The 16,377-nt window shown below is 71.4% G+C and carries 20 protein-coding genes; 7 read left to right on the top strand and 13 right to left on the bottom strand.

All coding sequences use genetic code 11. The features are described 5' to 3' along the window. Positions 1–40 precede the first annotated feature (40 nt). A complete protein-coding gene (locus ACTHAM_RS01785) occupies positions 41–376 on the top strand; it encodes a hypothetical protein (RefSeq protein WP_440684045.1) in 336 nt (111 codons plus the stop codon). A 13-nt stretch (positions 377–389) separates the two neighbouring features. Here ACTHAM_RS01785 and ACTHAM_RS01780 read toward each other — a convergent pair whose 3' ends face one another. The 5 genes from ACTHAM_RS01780 to ACTHAM_RS01760 form a co-directional block, all read right to left on the bottom strand. Beyond that, positions 390–1,565: a pyridoxal phosphate-dependent aminotransferase gene (locus ACTHAM_RS01780; protein ID WP_440684044.1), complete on the bottom strand. Its 1,176-nt coding sequence runs from the start codon at positions 1,563–1,565 to the stop codon at positions 390–392. Positions 1,566–1,658: 93 nt separating this feature from the next. After that, positions 1,659–1,832, bottom strand: coding sequence for a YegP family protein (locus ACTHAM_RS01775; protein ID WP_440684043.1), 174 nt, complete (start codon positions 1,830–1,832; stop codon positions 1,659–1,661). Between the two features lie 128 nt (positions 1,833–1,960). After that, positions 1,961–2,242: a hypothetical protein gene (locus tag ACTHAM_RS01770; RefSeq protein WP_440684042.1), complete on the bottom strand. Its 282-nt coding sequence runs from the start codon at positions 2,240–2,242 to the stop codon at positions 1,961–1,963. A gap of 155 nt (positions 2,243–2,397) precedes the next feature. Then, positions 2,398–2,916 carry a low molecular weight protein-tyrosine-phosphatase gene (locus ACTHAM_RS01765; RefSeq protein WP_440684041.1) on the bottom strand — a complete coding sequence of 173 codons (519 nt, stop codon included), beginning with the start codon at positions 2,914–2,916 and terminating at the stop codon, positions 2,398–2,400. Continuing rightward, on the bottom strand, positions 2,913–3,434 hold the full coding sequence (locus tag ACTHAM_RS01760; RefSeq protein ID WP_440684185.1) for an N-acetyltransferase family protein: 522 nt from the start codon (positions 3,432–3,434) through the stop codon (positions 2,913–2,915). Before ACTHAM_RS01760 ends, ACTHAM_RS01765 begins: the two co-directional genes overlap by 4 nt. Before the next feature lie 94 nt (positions 3,435–3,528). Here ACTHAM_RS01760 and ACTHAM_RS01755 point away from each other — a divergent pair, with 94 nt between their 5' ends. Continuing rightward, the gene (locus ACTHAM_RS01755; protein ID WP_440684040.1) at positions 3,529–4,050 is read left to right on the top strand and encodes a hypothetical protein; all 522 of its coding nucleotides are present in this window, start codon (positions 3,529–3,531) and stop codon (positions 4,048–4,050) included. Positions 4,051–4,431: 381 nt separating this feature from the next. Beyond that, the gene (locus ACTHAM_RS01750) at positions 4,432–4,584 is read left to right on the top strand and encodes a hypothetical protein (RefSeq protein WP_440684039.1); all 153 of its coding nucleotides are present in this window, start codon (positions 4,432–4,434) and stop codon (positions 4,582–4,584) included. A 231-nt stretch (positions 4,585–4,815) separates the two neighbouring features. On the opposite strand, the gene ACTHAM_RS01745 is transcribed toward ACTHAM_RS01750, so the two are convergent. From ACTHAM_RS01745 to ACTHAM_RS01735, 3 genes are read right to left on the bottom strand one after another with little or no spacing between them, the layout of a single operon-like run. Next, complete coding sequence (locus ACTHAM_RS01745; RefSeq protein WP_440684038.1) at positions 4,816–5,073, bottom strand: polymorphic toxin type 50 domain-containing protein; 258 nt, start codon at positions 5,071–5,073, stop codon at positions 4,816–4,818. A 56-nt stretch (positions 5,074–5,129) separates the two neighbouring features. Then, positions 5,130–5,372 (bottom strand): hypothetical protein, encoded by a 243-nt coding sequence (locus tag ACTHAM_RS01740; RefSeq protein WP_440684037.1) that lies wholly within the window; start codon positions 5,370–5,372, stop codon positions 5,130–5,132. Continuing rightward, positions 5,369–5,662: a hypothetical protein gene (locus ACTHAM_RS01735; protein WP_440684036.1), complete on the bottom strand. Its 294-nt coding sequence runs from the start codon at positions 5,660–5,662 to the stop codon at positions 5,369–5,371. Before ACTHAM_RS01735 ends, ACTHAM_RS01740 begins: the two co-directional genes overlap by 4 nt. Positions 5,663–6,009: 347 nt before the next feature. Between ACTHAM_RS01735 and ACTHAM_RS01730 the strand changes: the two genes are divergently transcribed. The 3 genes from ACTHAM_RS01730 to ACTHAM_RS01720 all read left to right on the top strand — a co-directional run bounded on the left by ACTHAM_RS01730 (position 6,010) and on the right by ACTHAM_RS01720 (position 7,774). After that, positions 6,010–6,372, top strand: a complete 363-nt coding sequence (locus tag ACTHAM_RS01730) for a hypothetical protein (RefSeq protein WP_440684035.1) — start codon at positions 6,010–6,012, stop codon at positions 6,370–6,372. 651 nt (positions 6,373–7,023) lie between these two features. Further along, a complete protein-coding gene (locus ACTHAM_RS01725) occupies positions 7,024–7,197 on the top strand; it encodes a hypothetical protein (protein ID WP_440684034.1) in 174 nt (57 codons plus the stop codon). A 247-nt stretch (positions 7,198–7,444) separates the two neighbouring features. Next, positions 7,445–7,774: a hypothetical protein gene (locus tag ACTHAM_RS01720; RefSeq protein ID WP_440684033.1), complete on the top strand. Its 330-nt coding sequence runs from the start codon at positions 7,445–7,447 to the stop codon at positions 7,772–7,774. Between the two features lie 90 nt (positions 7,775–7,864). Here the strand turns inward: ACTHAM_RS01720 and ACTHAM_RS01715 are convergent, their stop codons facing one another. From ACTHAM_RS01715 to ACTHAM_RS01700, 4 genes are all read right to left on the bottom strand, one after another. After that, positions 7,865–9,277, bottom strand: a complete 1,413-nt coding sequence (locus ACTHAM_RS01715) for a lactate/malate family dehydrogenase (RefSeq protein WP_440684032.1) — start codon at positions 9,275–9,277, stop codon at positions 7,865–7,867. A 93-nt stretch (positions 9,278–9,370) separates the two neighbouring features. Beyond that, entirely contained in the window at positions 9,371–10,255 is an 885-nt protein-coding gene (locus ACTHAM_RS01710; RefSeq protein WP_440684031.1) for a metallophosphoesterase family protein, read from the bottom strand. Positions 10,256–10,310: 55 nt separating this feature from the next. Beyond that, on the bottom strand, positions 10,311–11,072 hold the full coding sequence (gene map, locus ACTHAM_RS01705; RefSeq protein ID WP_440684030.1) for a type I methionyl aminopeptidase: 762 nt from the start codon (positions 11,070–11,072) through the stop codon (positions 10,311–10,313). A 13-nt stretch (positions 11,073–11,085) separates the two neighbouring features. Further along, entirely contained in the window at positions 11,086–12,081 is a 996-nt protein-coding gene (locus ACTHAM_RS01700; protein ID WP_440684029.1) for an endo alpha-1,4 polygalactosaminidase, read from the bottom strand. A 453-nt stretch (positions 12,082–12,534) separates the two neighbouring features. On the opposite strand from ACTHAM_RS01700, the gene ACTHAM_RS01695 reads away from it, so the two are divergent. Further along, positions 12,535–15,093 carry a hypothetical protein gene (locus ACTHAM_RS01695; RefSeq protein WP_440684028.1) on the top strand — a complete coding sequence of 853 codons (2,559 nt, stop codon included), beginning with the start codon at positions 12,535–12,537 and terminating at the stop codon, positions 15,091–15,093. Positions 15,094–15,501: 408 nt separating this feature from the next. Here ACTHAM_RS01695 and ACTHAM_RS01690 read toward each other — a convergent pair whose 3' ends face one another. Then, a complete protein-coding gene (locus ACTHAM_RS01690) occupies positions 15,502–16,341 on the bottom strand; it encodes an SDR family oxidoreductase (RefSeq protein ID WP_440684027.1) in 840 nt (279 codons plus the stop codon). Positions 16,342–16,377: the final 36 nt, after the last annotated feature.

Genomic DNA, 16,377 nt, shown 5'->3' with positions numbered 1-16,377 from the left:
AAGGGGCCCGTTCTCCCTGGGAGGTCCCGTGCCGGTCCCGATGCGTCCTCGTCCGATGCTGTGGACGGGTGTGGTGGTCGCGACAGTCGCCGGGCTGATCCGGTGGGTGCTGGGCGCGAGCCTGTTCGCACAGCAGATCTACAACGAGTTCCCGTCCTTGCTGACGCTGTGGTCCCTCGTCGCAAGCCTCACCGAGGTGGCGATCGTCGTGGGCGCGGTGTTCATCGGCGGGTCGTTCGTGCTCGCATCGCTGCAGCAGACCGGCCCGGTCGAGCCGTCGGTTGCGTCAGGAGCTGACGACGCCCCCACCGCGCCTCTCCCCACCGAGCCGGACGACGGCCGTCCAGCGCTCGGTGGGCACGAGCTGCAGGTCTAGGGCCGCACCGAGCTCAGAGCGTCGCCTGCCAGGCGACGATGCGGTCGACGGCCTCGCGCACGACGTCCAGCGACGACGCGAACGACAGCCGCACGAACCGGTGCCCGTCGACCGGGTCGAAGTCGGTGCCCGGCGTGAGGGCGACGCCGGCCTCGTCGAGCAGCCGCGCGCACCACGTCACCGAGTCCAGGCCCGAGGCCGACACGTCGCCGTACAGGTAGAACGCGCCGTCCGCGGGGGCCACGTGCGCCCAGCCGAGCTCGTCGAGCCGACCCAGCAGGTGGGCTCGGGCGTCGGCGTACCTGTCGACGTTCTCGCGGGCCGCGGCGTACCCCGCCGAGCTGAAGGCCGCGACACCGGCGTGCTGCGCGAGGGCAGGCGGGCACAGGGCCACGTTGCCGGCCAGGGCGTCGACCGCGCTGACCAGGTCGTCCGGCAGCACCAGCCAGCCGAGCCGCCACCCGGTCATCGCCCAGTACTTGGAGAACGAGTTCACGACGACGGCGCCACGGTCCAGGTACTGCGCGGCTGTGGCAGTGCCGGGCGCGTGACCGGCCGAGTCCGGGTAGGTGATGCCGTGGTAGATCTCGTCGCTGATCAGCCGCACGCCGTGCTCGGCGCACCAGGCCGCGAGCGCGGCGAGCTCGTCGGGGTCGATCATCGTGCCCGTCGGGTTCGCGGGGCTGGCCACGACGAGCCCGTCGATGGGCGTGTCGAGGGCGTCGAGCTGGGCGACGGTCGGCTGGTAGCGGGTCTGCGCACCGCAGGGCAGCTCGACGACCTCGCAGCCGAGCGCAGCGAGGATGTTCGTGTACGCCGGGTACCCGGGGCGGGCCAGGGCGACACGGTCGCCGACGTCGAACGCGGCGAGGAACGCCAGCAGGAACCCGCCGGACGACCCGGTGGTGACGGCCACGCGGGCGGGGTCGACGTCCAGGCCGTACCAGTCGGCGTAGTGGTGGGCGATCGCGGCGCGCAGCCCGGGCGCACCCAACGACTCGGTGTAGCCGAGGTCACCGCTGGTCAGCAGCTCGATGGCGCGGGTGCGCACCACGTCCGAGGCGCCGGTGGACGGCTCGCCGGCGCACAGGTTGAGCACGCGCTCCCCGGCGGCGCGTCGGGCGTTGGCCGCTGCGAGGATCTCCATCACGGCGAACGGCGGGACCTGGGACCGGCGCGAGACCTTCATGCCCCCATCGTGGCCGACGCGCGGGCCCCGGGCGCTGGGAAGTCCACGGCGCCCGCGGCCCGCACGGATCGGATCAGGTGCAGTCAGGTGCGGTCAGGTCTGGTCGTCGACGTCGGCGCCCGCCGCGTCGGACTTGATGCGGTCGATCGCGTTCTGCGCCGACGCCTTCGCGCTGTACCCCTCGCTGCTGGCCAGGACGTTGCCGTTCGTGGCGCGGATCCGGAACCGGAACTCGCCGGCCTTGTCCTTGTAGATCTCGAACTTCACGAGGACCCCCTTGTCCAGGTCACCGGCGGGGCGTCGATGACACCGCTCCCAGTGTGGCGAGCGACCCCGCGCCTGCAACCGGGGCACTGCCGGGCCGATCGGCCGCCGGACCGGGCGGGGCGACCCGATCAGGCGCGCGGGCCGCCGTCCTTGCGTCCGCGGCGGACCAGGACGACGGCACCTGCGCCCGCGAGCGTCGCCACGCAGGTGACGCCGACGACCAGCAGCGCGTTCGCGACCGCAGGGGGCACGACCTGCAGCAACGCACCGAACCCACCCGCGAGCACCACGAGCAGCGCCAGTGCCGCGAGGGCACGGGCACCCCGTCGACGCGTCTCCGTCGGGCGCAGGCCCGGACCGGCGACTCGGCCCGGCGCGACGGTGCGCCGGAGGGAGGGCGTGTGCAGCATCGGGGCCGACTCCTTCGGGTCTCGGCCGCACGGGCGGCTCGACGTGTGCCACGAAGCGTGCCGGGCGCCCGTGAGCGCCGCTGGTCGAGCCGGTGAACAGCGTGAGGCGGCTGCGTGTCCGTGCGCCGCAGCGCCCGGGCGGGCGGCGGGAGGCGTCAGCGCCGAGCGAGCGCCGCCCGCACCGCCTCCACGATCCCGTCGGCGGCGGCCTCGACCTGCGCCAGGCAGTCCTCGAAGTCCTCCGGCCCCCCGTACCAGGGGTCGTCCACGTCGAGCACGTGCTCCGGCTCGCCCGGTGCGACGTGCGGCGCGGCCGGGTCGAACGAGCGGAACATGACGATCCGCGAGGCGACCCCGGGGTCCGCCAGGCGCCGGAGCGCCCGCGCGTGCGCGGCAGTCATCGCCAGCACCAGGTCACGCGCCGGCAGCTCGGTGGCCCGCACCTGCCGGGCACGGTGACCCTCCCCCGCCGGGTAGCCGTGCGCCACGAGCACCGCACGTGCCCGCCGGTCGATCGGGTGCCCGTGCTCCTCGTTGCTGACGCCCGTGGAGTCGACCACGACCTGGTCGCCCAGACCTGCCGCCTCGAAGCGGTCCCGCAGCACCACCTCGGCCATCGGCGACCGGCAGATGTTGCCCGTGCACACCGTCATCACCCGGTACGGCTCGCTCATGCGCGCACCTGCCCACGGTCGACCTGCATGAGGATCCCCGTCCCTCCCTCGAACGTGATGCCCGCGAGCTGTGCCGCCCGCGCGACCTGCGTGAACCCGTGCCGCTCGTGCAGGGCGATCGACGGGGTGTTGCGGGCGTTGACCACGCTGCGCACCACCGTCGCCCGCTCCCACGACCAGTCGAGCACGGCGCCGAGCAGCCGGTCACCGACGTACCGACGCCGCCAGTCCGGTGCGACCGTCAGCCCCGAGACCGCGTACCCGTCGGGCACGTCGTCGTGACCCGACCACCTCGACACCGACGTCCATCCCACCACGGCAGGCCCGACGTGACCGACGAGCACGCACCGACCCGGGTCGCCGACCGCCGCCACGAGCCGGCGCTCGAACCCGTCGGGCACCGCACCCCGCGAGGCGGCGACCTGCACGATCGCGGCGACGTCCTCGAGGCGCGCCGACCGCACCAGGGCCCGAGGGTCGGACGACCCGTGCACCTGCGGGGCGAAGGGCGCGAACATCGAGGTCACCGACCCATTGTCCGGCGGGATCCCGCCAGGACCACGTCAGCGCGGCGTCACCCGCGCGTCATCCGGCGCCGCGATACTCCCGACCATGACGAACTCGACGCACGCCGGGCCCGCCGCACCCCCCAAGCCCCGGGTCCCCCAGACGGTCCCGAGCACCGCCGACCGCGCCGCGCTGGGAGCCGTGTGGGCGCTGCCGCTGCTCGCCGTCGTCCTCAAGGTCGCCGTCCCCGGCTGGGTGCTGTTGTTCCTGGTGATCGGGTCGCCGATCGTGCTGGCCCTGCTCGTCTCGGGCCTGGTGACCTTCACCTCGACGTTCCGGCGCCGCAGCCGCGTCCGTGCCGCGCACGGCCAGGTGCCGCCGCTCTACCGCGCCCTCGCCTGGGCCTGGGGCGGGGCCTGGGTGCTCGCCGCGTTCGTCGTCGCCGACGCCGGGGACATCGGGCCGATGCGGTCGCCGCTCACCGTCGTGACCGGGCTCGGCGAACCCGACTGGTACCCGGCGTTCCAGGGCCTCGTCCTGTCCCTGTGCATCACGGTCGTCATCGCCGCGCCGGTGGTCACCTGGATCGCTCGTGCGCGGACGCCCGCCATCGCCCGCACGACCTGAGGCGCGCTCGCGCAGGTCCAAGCGAGACGCGTCCCGGGCGCTCTCGGGCCAGGCGCCGCAAGCCGCGGCATTCCGCAACGACTCCAACGCCGCATCACACAGGTCCCACATCTACGCCAAGCAGTCGATGAAGTCGGCGAACGTCCGTGCAACAAGTCGGGGTTCGCGGTCCTCGGCGACATAGGCCGCTGTGGGCTCAAGGGAGCCTGACCTGGTTTCCCGGACAGTTTGGTCTTGACCCGTTCGACGGACTCGCGGGTGGGGTGGTCGCGGCTGCTCGTCCGAGAGGATGTCTCATGCCGAGGCCGTATCCGCCCCCGTTTCGCACACGAAACACTTCGAGGTACGAATCGGGAACCCCCGGGCGCGTCCGGTAGAGGCGTGAACGCCGAGGAGCTGGCGACCCTCGACCGGGGCCACTGGCACAACGACGCGCGCCTGCACGGCTATCGCGAGGACATCCCGCCGACCGAGTACCAGACGACTCTCTACGCTACCTACGGGAGCAATCAGCACCCGGCCGCGATCCCATAGTCCAGTGCGATTCAGGATCGCGGCCGCCCCGACAGGTGCCTCACTCCATCCCCCCGACCACGAGACCACCGGGTAGCTGAAGCACCCAAGGATCCACGTCGGCATCCGCAGTTGCGATCAGCGTCGCGGCCGAGAACTCGAACGCGACGACTGGGCCGTCCCGCCGCAGTGCGACCAGGTCTTCACCGACGAGATCCCAGCACTGGTCCTCGAGGTCATCGTCCAACCAGCTCAAAGCACGCCCACCAATCGTCCCCTCCCAGGGGCAGCGCGCAAGCCGTAATGGAGAATGCCCACCGAGGTCGGGACCAGATCGCCCGTTCCGCGATCAGAGAACTGCCCGATCATCTCTCCAAAGTCGATTCTCTCCTTGAACCCCGGCTCACCCCGCGCGACATTGCCGATCGGCGTCCCAGACCCCGCGCTCTCAACAAGACCCCTCGGGTCGGCCGTCAGCGTGCTCCTGCCCTGCAAGAAGATCGAAGGCACACTCCTACGACAGCAGGCCCGTCTTCTCGCGTAGACCAGCTGACGCCTGCGTCAGTTCACTCGCTGGACGACGCCCGTCGACTCCAGTGGTTTCCTTGAGCCTTGGCTGCGCGCTCAGCCTCCACGAGCGCGTCGCGGAATGCCTCGGCGGCCTTACGGCCCATCCCGAGGATATTGGCGAAGTCGTGATCGGCCAAGGAGACGCCGTCGAGCACGTAGGACAACGTGAGACATATGAAGATGTACTCGTTCTTGTCGAGCTCGATGTCGACACCGTCGCGGCGGAAGTTCGCCATCATGGGATCACCGTCCTGTCCAAATTCTGCTGAACAGCTCTCAGGAAGTTGTCCGGGCGATAGAATGTGCCCGGGATCGCCGCGTTCGGGCCGCGGAAGACAATCGCGGAGTTGGCGTAGTCAATCCAGAATCGGGTGCCGTCGTCGCGAAGGCGCCCTGCGCTCGCGCCCATCAAATCGTCGATATGGCTGCCCATTTCCTCGATCGACCCGAATCCCAGGTCAGCCTCAGGCCCTGAACTCGTCGGCTCTGATCGCCGCCCGCTCGCCACTACGGGATGGCTGGAGTTCACGGCGTCAGTCGCCGTTGAACACCAGATACCGGTGAGGCCGCTCCTGAGTCCGCCTGATCATCCGAAGCACCTCATCGGCGACCGGACCTCCCAGACCTCGGTGAGACAACGCACGTAGTTCGTCAGCGATGACAGAAGCCTGCATCCTGTTGAAGACCGTGTCATCGTACTCATCGACGTTCGCCAGGAAGGGCAGACCAGCCCGACGCGCGGCGTCAGCCAACTCACAAGATCGCGGGGGTCGCCCGCACCGCCTTCGAGCAACAGACCGGGCTCGTGGTACGCGGAGACGCGTGGCAGACGGTCGCGCACTAGGGAGGGTGACAGTGTCGGATGATCTACTGAGAGTGATCGCCAGGGTGCTGGACGCGGCCGAAGCGTCCTTCGACACGCGGGCGGTTGAGCCGCCTCTGGTGGAGTTGCGGTACCTGCTGGGTTCGTCGCCCGATCGGCGCCGGGAGTTCGTGGAGGCGCTCCTCGCGTTGACCTCGCCCGGACCGGAGGGGCCCCAACTCTCGCGACCAGGAGTTGTGGAGATTCTTGAGTTCTCGATGCGCGAGCTTCGCTGGCCCGAGGTCCGACGGGCGATGGTCGCCATTGACGCGCCGGGGCAGGACTGGCGTGCTCGCCAGGCGGCGCAGCGGGTTCTGGAGGTGTACGCCGACGATTGGCCGGGTGGCGAGATCTACGACACCTACCGCGAGGGCTGAGATCCCACCCCCTGAGTCTTGCCCCGAGATCTTGGACACGCTCGTCGGTGATGACGCGGCCTGGCCGAGGGTAGCGGCCTGGTGCTTCTCGTAGGTCCGGGAAACCGGGTCAGCCTCCGTTCCCGGAATTGAATCGCCCTGGGTTGCTTGACGCGGGACACAAGCCGCCCGCGGCCCATGAAAGATCCGGGGTAGCCAGCGTCGGCAACCGGTTCTTCCGTGGCGCGACCTCAAAGAGTCAGGACTTTCAGGCGGTTAGGATCGCGGATGGCGGCTACCGGATGCAGTTCTTCTCACCAGCGAACAACCCAGGTTACGGCAAGCTCTACGTCCAGGAGATCGATGCCGCAGGGCGGGTACTGCGCGAGTGGAAGGACACGTTGGGCCCACATGGGCTGATCGAAAGGAAGTGGGTGCTCGGTGAGTTCTGATTTGACAAGCGCACTGCGACGCGCTTTGAGCGGAGACGTGACGGCAATCGCCGAGATCTCGACTGCCGATCACAGGTCGCTGCTTGTAGCGGGAGCTGCGATCGACGCGCCACTGGTGGTTCGGAGAGCCGCTCTGGCTAGTGTCCTGCGCGGCCTTATCGACGGTCGAGTCTCACCCTCGGCTGCTCGGGCTTGGGCGTCCTTGATGCGGCGCGGGTACGTGGCCAGCACTGCAAGCGGCCCCATCTCGCCGATCGAGATCGAGTTCGAGGATGCCTGGGAGGACGCGATATCAGACGCAGTCTCGAGATTGGACGAGATCGGCGATCTGATCGATGGCGAGGTCGGGTCGGGTGAAGCGATCGATCTTCTCCGGCTTCTGGGCGAGTCCTGAACTCTGATCCACTTCTAGTTCCTGATGCTGCCCTCTGGGGATTCTTGGGCGGCGGTGGCCGCGACGTTGGGACCGCTGCGGGGCCGGTTGACACTCTGACCTGCCCTACGACTCGGTTACCAACTCGGATCTGGCGGTTCGGCTTCTCCAGAGAGAAGTGTCGGACCGTGCCGAAACCGTATCCACCCGAGTTTCGTCGCTTCTTCGGTGGACCGAACACTGGCCTGCGAATCCCCCTAGAGGCACCATGGTCAACCTGACGTCACTGCACGACGCCCTGTTGGCGCTCGGGCTCGAAGACTGGATACCACTTCCCGAGATACTCGACACTCCGGAGGTGCGCCCACTCGTCGAGGAAGGCGCGGCGGTCGGTCTCGTATCTCGCGCTCTGGTGGACCTCTTGGTGCAGCGTCGGATTCAGGTGTGGTTCGGGCAGTGGTCGGAGGACCCGAGCCCTGCACCCCGCGCGCTGGCTGAGGAGTTGCTGCGCGACGAACGCCGGTACTCATTTGGTGGCGAAGAAGCAGGCCTGGACCGGGTGTACTTCGTGAACGTCGCGAACCTCCCCGCCAAGTAGCGGGCGTGAGGTGGACCGTTCGGTGCGCCTGTCATCACGCGGGACCAGATCCCGCGGATGCCGACCGGGGTCGGACAGCGCGGGCCACGGTCACGCGTCGGCAACCCGCACGTCGACCGTGCGGACCACGGCGAGTCGCTCGAGCGAACGCACCAGCACCCGGCATCTGCGTTCGTCGGCCCGGAACGCCACGACGACCGTGCCGGCCTCCGCACCGTCCGCCGTGTCATCCGTGCGCAGGGAGTCGACGTTGACGCCGCGGGTGGCGAACACGGCCGCGAGCGCTGCGATGGCCCCGGTGCGGTGGTCGGTGTCGATGCGTGCAACCCAGCGGGTGTCGTCGGGGTCGGTGCCCGGCGCGAGGTCCGGCGTCGGGTCCGGCGCGGCGGGCACCGCGGATGCGTCGGCCGTCGGGGCCACCGTCGGTCGGGTCTCGCCGCGCAGGTACGGGTCGACGCCGGCGGCGATCCGCTCGACGACGCCGGTCAGCCGGGCGTCCTCGTCGGGGGCGAGCTCATCGAGCAGCACCCGGGTCCACCCCTCCGACCCGAGCACGACGGGCACCCCGAGGACCCCGTGCACCGGACGGCCACCCACGGCGACCTCACCGTCGAGGGCGACCTGACCGGCCACGACGATGTCGCGACCGTCGAGGATCGTCGCGACCAGGTCGGCCGTGGCGGCGGCGGTGCCGGCGGGGGTCTTCGCGCCGGACTGGTGCGTCATCCAGGGGCGTGCCGCGGTCTGCAGGTCGGCGGGCCACGTGTCGATGAGGGCGAACGCTGCACCGATGTCGTGCTCGGCGAGGGCGGCGAGCCGTGACTTGGCGTCGGCGATCTCGGTGGGGAACGTGTCGAGGGTGCGCCCGCCGCGCAGCCGCGCGACAGCCCGTCGGCGTTCGTCGACGTCGAGCCCGCTGATCCGCACGCTCGACCACAACGGCACGATGTCCTCGCCGTGCTGCCCGGCGACGAACCCGCCGACCCGGTGCCGGCGCACGCCCAGCTGCACGGCGACCTCCCGGCGGAACCGCAGGGTGTCGAGCCACGCGCCCATGCCGATGACGCGGTGCCGGCCGAGCGTCTCGGCGAGCACCCCGACGGCCAGCTCGACGGGGTTGGTGACCACGACGACGACCTCGTGCCCGGACCCGTGCTCGGCCAGCGCCTCGGCGTACGCGCGGAACACGGGCACGTTGGCCTCGGCGAGCGCGGACCGGTCGTGCGTGACGCCCGGGCGGGCCGGGTTGGTGCGGCCGGCGGCCATGACGACGATGTCGGCCACGACGTCCTGCGGTCGCAGCGCCACGTCGAGCAGCGGTGCGTGCTCGTCGTACGCGTCCATGAGGTCGGCGCGCAGCCCGTGCACCGCACGCCCCGACGAACCGTCCGGCCGCCCGACCAGCTGCAACCGTGAGCTGGTCGGCAGCACACGGCTGTCGACGAGCCGCGTCACCACCTGTCGGCCGACGTCCCCTGTCGCACCCAGCACCGCCACGTCCACGGGAGCGAGCGTAGGCGGCGCGTGTGACCGGCAGATGACGGGTGCCGTCGGCCGTCGATGCAGCGCGACCCGGCCGAGCCCGCGGCGAGCTGGTCAGGGCAGGGTGACCTGGACCGGCGCGCCCCACCGACGAGCCTCGTGGTCCCGGTGCCGCACGTCGACCCGGTCGGCGAAGAAGCTGACCCGCACCGAGCTCGACGGCCCCGGCCCGATCGGGTGCGCGCTTCCGGCCGAGATCGCCGCGAAGCTCACCTGGCCGTATGTCATCCGCTTCACGACATCGGGCGCACCGACCGGCGAATGGGTGTGGCCGCTGATCCACGCCCGGAAGTTCGGGTGGCGGGCGATCATCGCTGCGATCGTGGAGTCACCGTCGTCGTGGGCGTGCCAGTCGGGCTCGGACGAGGACAGGTACCGGTCGTCGGCGGGGCTCGGGTTCACCGAGTGCACCAGCGGGGCGTGGAACAGCACCGCGCACCAACGGGACGTCTCGTCGATCCGTTCGTCGCACCACGCCAGCGTCGAGGCGTCCACCGTGAGGCGGTGCTGCGACCCGGACGCGCCGGGCGACGGCGAGAGGCACAGCAGCCGCAGCCGGGAGCCGACGTCGACGACGTAGTTCTCGGCCAGGACACCGATCCCCGCGTAGGCGGCGGCCCACTGCGCGGGCGTCACCAGGTCGACCAGGGGGTCGACTTCCCGACCGTTGCCGAGCAGCTCGTGGTTGCCGGGAACGATCGCCGACCCCGCCGTGCCCTTCTCGAGAGCACGCCACCAGTCGATGAAGGCGGCGTGCTCGGCGGGGCTCGAGTAGGTCGTCGTGTCGCCGGTGCAGCACCAGGCGCCCACGTCGGCGCGATCCGTGAGCTGGTTGAGGTCGGCGAGCATCGTCGACGCTCGCTCCGTGGGGCAGTCGACCTCCGGCACCTCCAGGTGGAGGTCGCTGACCACGTGGATCTGCTCGCCGTCGGTGCTCACGCCCGCGACCTTACGGGTTCGCCCTGGACTGCGGGCCCCGACGAGAGCCTGATCGCTACCGGGCCGTCAGGACGACCGGTCCGTCCTTGGTGATGGCGATGGTGTGCTCAGCGTGCGCGGCCAAGGAGCCGTCGGCGGTGCGGATGGTCCAGCCGTCGGGGTCGATGACGTAGCCGTCGCCACCGGCCATGAACCACGGCTCGATGGCGATGACCAGGCCGGGCTTGAGCTTCAGGCCGGAGCCGGGGCGGCCCAAGTTGGGCACGTGCGGGTCCTCGTGCATGGTGCGACCCACGCCGTGCCCGCCGAAGTCGGCGTTGATGCCGTACCCGGCGGCGCGGCCCACGGCGCCGATCGCGGCGGAGATGTCGCCCATCTTGTTACCCGGTCGGGCGGCGGCGATCCCGGCGGCGAGGGCCTTCTCGGTGGTCTCGATGAGGCGGCGGGCGTCGGGGGTCTGCGTGCCGATCTGGAACGTGAGCGCGGAGTCGGCCACCCAGCCGTGGACCTGCGCGGCGAAGTCGATGCTCAGCACGTCGCCGTCGGCCAGCACGTGGTCCGAGGGCAGGCCGTGCAGCGCGGCGTCGTTGACCGAGGTGCACAGCACCCCCGGGTACGGGATGGCGCCGAACGACGGGTGGTACCCGAGGTACACGGAGTGCGCCCCGGCGTCACGGATCATCCGGTGCGCGTGCGCATCGAGGTCCTTGAGGGTCAGGCCGGGTCGGGCGATCTCGCGCAGGGATGTCAGGACGCCGGCGACGAACTTGCCGGCAGGGCGCATGGCGTCGATCTCGGCGGGGGTCTTGAGGCTCACGGGGGTCAGCCTGTCATCTTCCGGATGTGGACGGGCAGGCCGCGTACGCGTGACCCGCCGAGCCAGCGGGTGCCAGGTCGTGGTCGCGGATGACGAGGCGGGCCGGGCGCCCGGGGGCGGCACACACCTGGGCGGCGAGGTCGGCGGCGTCCTGCCCCGCGTCGACGTACTCGATGTCGATGACGTCCTGGCCGTAGACGTCCGTGTAGGCGGCGCACTCGTCGTAGGTCAGGCACTCCTCGGCGACGACCAGGTCGAACCCGATGGTGTCCCGGCCGGCGGTTCCGAGCTGCGGGGTGTTCTTCTGCGCGGCGGCCAGACCGAGGTCGTGCGCGGCGCGGACGAGCAGCGTGGCGAGGGCGACGGCGTCGTCCTGCGTGAGCCGGCCGTCGGCCCGGGTCCACGAGTCGAGGTTGTCGTACTCGACGGCGTCGAACCCTGCGGCGGCGCAGCGGGCCAGCTCGGTGGACAACTCGTCGGCGATGCCGGCCCTGGTGTGCTCGGTCGAGGTGTCGAGCAGCATCTCGTCGGGCCACCCGTCGTCGACCACGGGCTCGCCGGTGTCGTCGAGCAGCAGGAGGCCGCGGGCGGCCCACCGGTCGCTGTCGCCGGGCTGCGACTGGAAGCCGTTGACGTAGCAGATGCCGTAGGTGCCGGCGGCGGGTGACTCGGTGGAGTCGCGGGCGACGATCGTGGTGCCGGGGGGCGGCGGGTACGCGCCGCCGAGCTGGTAGTCGGCGGTGCCGCCGGCGGGCAACCCGGCAGGGTCCGTCGGGGCTGCGGCAGGTGCCGTGGGTGGCGCCTCGGACGGGGCGACCGTGGGGGTGGTCGTGGTTGCCGCCGTGGGTGTGCTCGAGGTCCTGCCGGAGGATGCGGTGGGGGTGGTGGCGCTCGGCGCCGGGTCTGCCGCCGGCCCGCAGGCGGTGAGCGCCACCGTCGACGCCAGGGTCCCCACGACCGGTCCGAGGGCCGTGCGGCGGACCGGTCGAAGAATGCGCGGGAACGTCATCCGCGCACGATAGTGGCTCGCGCGGACGTGCGGTCTGCTCGTCCTACGAGGCCTCGGAGAATAGTCGGGGTGGTGTGATCCCGCGCACAGCGCAATGCGTGATCGGGTGAATCGGGACCCTCCATCATTGGCGGCATTACCACACGGTGCGCCTCGCGCGCTCGAGTTGTGCACAGGCAGCCGAGCCCTGGTGACGCCGTGTGAAACCGCCCGTCAGCGACCTCGAGGCCTGGCGGAGCAGCAGGTCCGCCAGGCGGCGATCGCGCCCCGACCAGCACGAACACAATGCTGCGAGGAAATGCGTCCGATGTCGCACCCCGTGCACCTTCCGGAGATATTCGGCCGGGCAGCACGTCATGCACAGGCGCCCCTCGGGAGCCTCGCCAGATGCGATATACATGGCCGGCTCTCTGCCTGCGGGTGGGGCCACCGACACCACCGAGGAGATTCTTGATGACCATGCCGGAACCGGACGCGACACCGCCCACCGAGGCCGCGGTGACCACACCCGCCCGGGGCGTCCCGCAGGCAGCAGCCGAGGCCACCGCCCCGGCCGACGTCGCGGCACCGCCGGCACCCGCTCCTTCTGCGCCGCCGGCACCCGCGTACGGGCCGGTTCCGCCCGCACCGCAGTTCGGCCCTGTGCCGCCGACCGCCCAGCAGTACGGCCCGGTCCCGCCGACCGGCGAGCAGTACGGGCCCGTCCCGCCGACCGGCCAGCAGTACGGCCCGGTCCCGCCGAACGGCCACCCCGGGGCCGTGCCGCCTCCCGTCAGCGCCGGCGGCCCGGGTCTCGGCGTGCTGGCCCTGCCCGCCGCCGCAGCCGGTCTCGCGTACGCCGCCACGCTGATCGTCGCGTTCGTCGCCTCGATCGCACTCGTCGCCGCTGTCTCCGGCAGCAGCGCGCTGCCCGACGGCGCTCTGCTCAGCCTGCCGTTCGTGCTGGCCGGCGCGGCCCTGCTCGGGCCTCTGCACTCGAGCGGTTCCGCCTACGGCTACGAGGCGATGTCGCTGCAGCTCACGGTCGTCCCGCTCACGCTGACCCTCGTCGCGCTGGCCGCGGTCGCCGTCTGGACGCGGCTGCGCGGACGCGCTGACCGGACCGCCAAGGAACGGTGGCGTGACGCGCTCGTCACCGGGGCGATCCTGGGCGTCGGCGGGGCCTTCCTCGCCGCGCTCGTGCGGCTGACCTGGTCGGTCGACGCGGTGTTCGTCACCGCGGACCTGAAGATCGGTGCCGCACCCGTCGGGACGCTCCTCGGCGGGTTCCTCATCGGCACGCTCGGTTCTGCGCTCGGTTCGGCCACGACGCGCCGCGGCCCGGACAGCCGACGCCTCGGGTTCGCCGTGCCCCGTGCGGTGAGCGCCACGCTGGGCAACCTGCTCACCGCGGGTGCCGTCAGCACGGTGCTGGTCGCGGTCGTCGGCGGCGTCGTCGGCGTCATCAAGCTCGGTGTCACCACGACGATCGCGTTGCTGCTCACCCTGCTGCCCAACGCGACGCTCTACGCCCTGTCCCTCGGCGCGTTCGGTGGCCTCACGTCCAGCGGCAGCATCGCCGACGGCGGCGAGCACACGGCTTCGCTGTTCTCCGACGGCACCCCGGCCGGTCTGTGGGCCTGCGTCGCGCTCGTCCTCGTCGCCGTGCTGGTCGCGGCCGTGCGGGGGTTCCTCGCCTCGGGTCGGCGCGGCTGGGGCGACGCGTGGGTCACGCCCGCCGTGCTGGTCGCCGTCACCGGTCTGGCGGCGATCGTCACCTCCGTGCGGCTGTCGACCGGGGGCGACCTGGTGGACACCGACAGCGGTGCCGTGCACATCAGCTTCCTGACCATCCTTCTGGCCGCGTTCTGGGGTCTGGTCATCGAGGCCGCCGAACGTGTCGTGGCCCCTGCCGTCGTCAGCCTGGTCCCGGCACTGCCGGGCCTGTACGCACGCGCCACCGGACGCGATGCCGCCGACGCCCAGCAGGCACCCGCCGAGGCGCCGACCGGTGACCAGCGCACCGCACGGATCGTCACGCTCAGCATCCTCGGTGCGGTCGTGGTGCTGGGCGGTCTGCTCGGTGCACGCGCCGTCGTCTCGTCGGTGTTCTTCAGCCCGGAGGCGCCCGCCATGGCGTACGTCGAGGCCATCCAGGACGGTCGGGCCTCGGACGCCTTGGCGCTGGCCGACCCGGACCTGCCGACCGACCAGCGCACCCTGCTGACGGACGACGTCTACGGCGCCGTCGAGAACCGCCCGACCGGCGGTCACGTGACCGACGTGCGGACCAGCGGCGACGACGCCTGGGTCACCGTGGAGTCGAAGCAGGACGGCGCGACCGTCACGCAGGAGCTGCAGCTGACGCGGCAGGGCCACGCGTTCCTGCTGTTCGACCGGTGGGTGCTCGTCTCGCCCGCGATCCCCGACGTCGACGTGTACGCGGCGCTGCCGATGGACGCCACGTCGGTGCTGGTCAACGGCGTGGAGACCGACCTGCGTGACATGAGCGTGTTCTCGGCGCTGCCCGGCACGTACACCCTGTCGTTGCCCGTGCCCGAAGGCTCCGAGGACCTCCTGACCAGCTCGTCGGTCGACGTGACCGTCGAATGGCCGAGCGACTACTCCTCGTCGTACCTCGACGTCGACGAGGAGCTGGCTTACACCCTCACGGACGAGGCCACCTCGCAGCTCGAGGAGGCCTCCACCGAGTACCTGACGGCGGACTGCATCGGGGCCGGGACCCTCACCGTCGAGACGTGCGGGCTCGACATCTGGGAGTACCGCGAGGACGAGGCCACCGCCATCACGTGGACGCTCGATGGTGACCCGACGTTCGAGACGACGTTCGAGTCGCCCGAGGAGATCCTCGTGCACGTCTCGGGTGAGGCGACCGTGTCCTACACCCTCCCGGCCGCCGAGTACTGGCCCGCCGAGTCGCCGGTCGAGACCGACGACTACGACTTCTGGATCACCTACGCGGTGACCGACGGGAAGCTCGTGCAGACGGAGGTCAGCGAGTGGGGCTGGTGAGTTCCTGCTGACCGGCTGACGACCAGCAACGGACTGGCCCCGGGGGCCGCACGCGCACGACCGGCGTGCGGCCTCCGTCGTGTCCCGGGCAGGGAACAGCCCGTGGGCCGGACCCCTGACGGGGCCCTGCCGCGAAGGACGAGGTCGCGGCTCCCACGGGCTGCGGTGACTGCCTGTACTCGCTCGTCGCCCGGCCGGATCACCGGCGGGGCCACGGGCGGATCAGACGAGTCCGTCCGAGTGCTCGGGCGACTAGCGGACAGTCACCTCACGCGTCCTGGAGTACTTCATGTCCTGGACCACCTCCTTCCCGTGTGCGGACGACGCTACGACGGGCCTGCGCGGCCGCCAAGGGGTTTTTCGCTGGGAATCGGCTGAGTCCCGCTGTGGGCGTCGCAGCACCGCGGTTCACCAGCGGCGATGCGCCAGGTGCTCCGCGAACGTGCCGATGCCATCGGCGTGCTCGGGCGTCAGGTGGGCACCGGACCGGTACGCCGCGGCGATCGACCCGGGGAACGGCACCGCCTGCACGCTGCGCCGCAGCCCGCGCGCGTCGAGGTACATGGCCGCCAGCTCGGTCGAGTCGATGACCTCGGGCCCGCCCAGGTCGGTCACCCGCCCGGACGGTCCGGCGTCGACGAGGGCCACGAGCAGGGCGGCGACGTCGCGCACGTCGACCGGCTGCACCGAGGTGCCCGCCGGGACGACGGCCACCGGTCCGGCGCACAGCGGGCCGAGCATGGAGACGACGAGGTCGTGGAACTGCGTCGCCCGCAGGATCGTCCACGGCACACCGCCGTGCTCCACGAGCAGCTCGGCCTCGACCTTGGCGTCGTAGTAGCGGAACGGGATCAGGTCGGCACCGACGATCGACGGGTACAGCAGGTGCGGCACGTGCGCGGTGCGGGCAGCCAGCAGCAGGCGGGCGACCGCCTCGACGTCGTCCTGCGGGTGAGTCGGGTCGGTCGCGGCGTGCACGATCGCGCGCACCCCGGCGACCGCGTCGTCGAGGCCCTCCCCGGTGAGCAGGTCACCGACCACCCACTCGACTGCCTCTGGCGCAAGGGCGGACCGGGGCCGTCGGCTGAGCACCCGGACGGGCTGGTCCTGGTCGAGCAGCGTGTGCACGACGGCGCGGCCGAGGGTGCCGGTGCCGCCGGTGACGAGCACGGGTGCCGGGACGGCCGGCGACGTGACGGGGACGGTGGCCATGGCGCCCATCTTCGTGGTGGTGCTGCTCGTCGGCATGCGGAACGGCGAGGGTGCGGCGGGCGGCGCCGAGTC

The organism is Cellulomonas soli, from assembly GCF_052036975.1.
Taxonomy (GTDB): domain Bacteria; phylum Actinomycetota; class Actinomycetes; order Actinomycetales; family Cellulomonadaceae; genus Cellulomonas; species Cellulomonas soli_A.
This window is presented reverse-complemented; position numbering and strand designations above follow the sequence as displayed.

Coding starts and splice junctions, on each gene's coding strand:
- ACTHAM_RS01785 (WP_440684045.1), top strand. CDS start 41: ATGCGTCCTCGTCCGATGCTGTGGACGGGTGTGGTGGTCGCGACAGTC.
- ACTHAM_RS01780 (WP_440684044.1), bottom strand. CDS start 1,565: ATGAAGGTCTCGCGCCGGTCCCAGGTCCCGCCGTTCGCCGTGATGGAG.
- ACTHAM_RS01700 (WP_440684029.1), bottom strand. CDS start 12,081: ATGACGTTCCCGCGCATTCTTCGACCGGTCCGCCGCACGGCCCTCGGA.
- ACTHAM_RS01765 (WP_440684041.1), bottom strand. CDS start 2,916: ATGAGCGAGCCGTACCGGGTGATGACGGTGTGCACGGGCAACATCTGC.
- ACTHAM_RS01770 (WP_440684042.1), bottom strand. CDS start 2,242: ATGCTGCACACGCCCTCCCTCCGGCGCACCGTCGCGCCGGGCCGAGTC.
- ACTHAM_RS01695 (WP_440684028.1), top strand. CDS start 12,535: ATGACCATGCCGGAACCGGACGCGACACCGCCCACCGAGGCCGCGGTG.
- ACTHAM_RS01760 (WP_440684185.1), bottom strand. CDS start 3,434: ATGTTCGCGCCCTTCGCCCCGCAGGTGCACGGGTCGTCCGACCCTCGG.
- ACTHAM_RS01740 (WP_440684037.1), bottom strand. CDS start 5,372: ATGATGGCGAACTTCCGCCGCGACGGTGTCGACATCGAGCTCGACAAG.
- ACTHAM_RS01720 (WP_440684033.1), top strand. CDS start 7,445: ATGGTCAACCTGACGTCACTGCACGACGCCCTGTTGGCGCTCGGGCTC.
- ACTHAM_RS01755 (WP_440684040.1), top strand. CDS start 3,529: ATGACGAACTCGACGCACGCCGGGCCCGCCGCACCCCCCAAGCCCCGG.
- ACTHAM_RS01690 (WP_440684027.1), bottom strand. CDS start 16,341: ATGCCGACGAGCAGCACCACCACGAAGATGGGCGCCATGGCCACCGTC.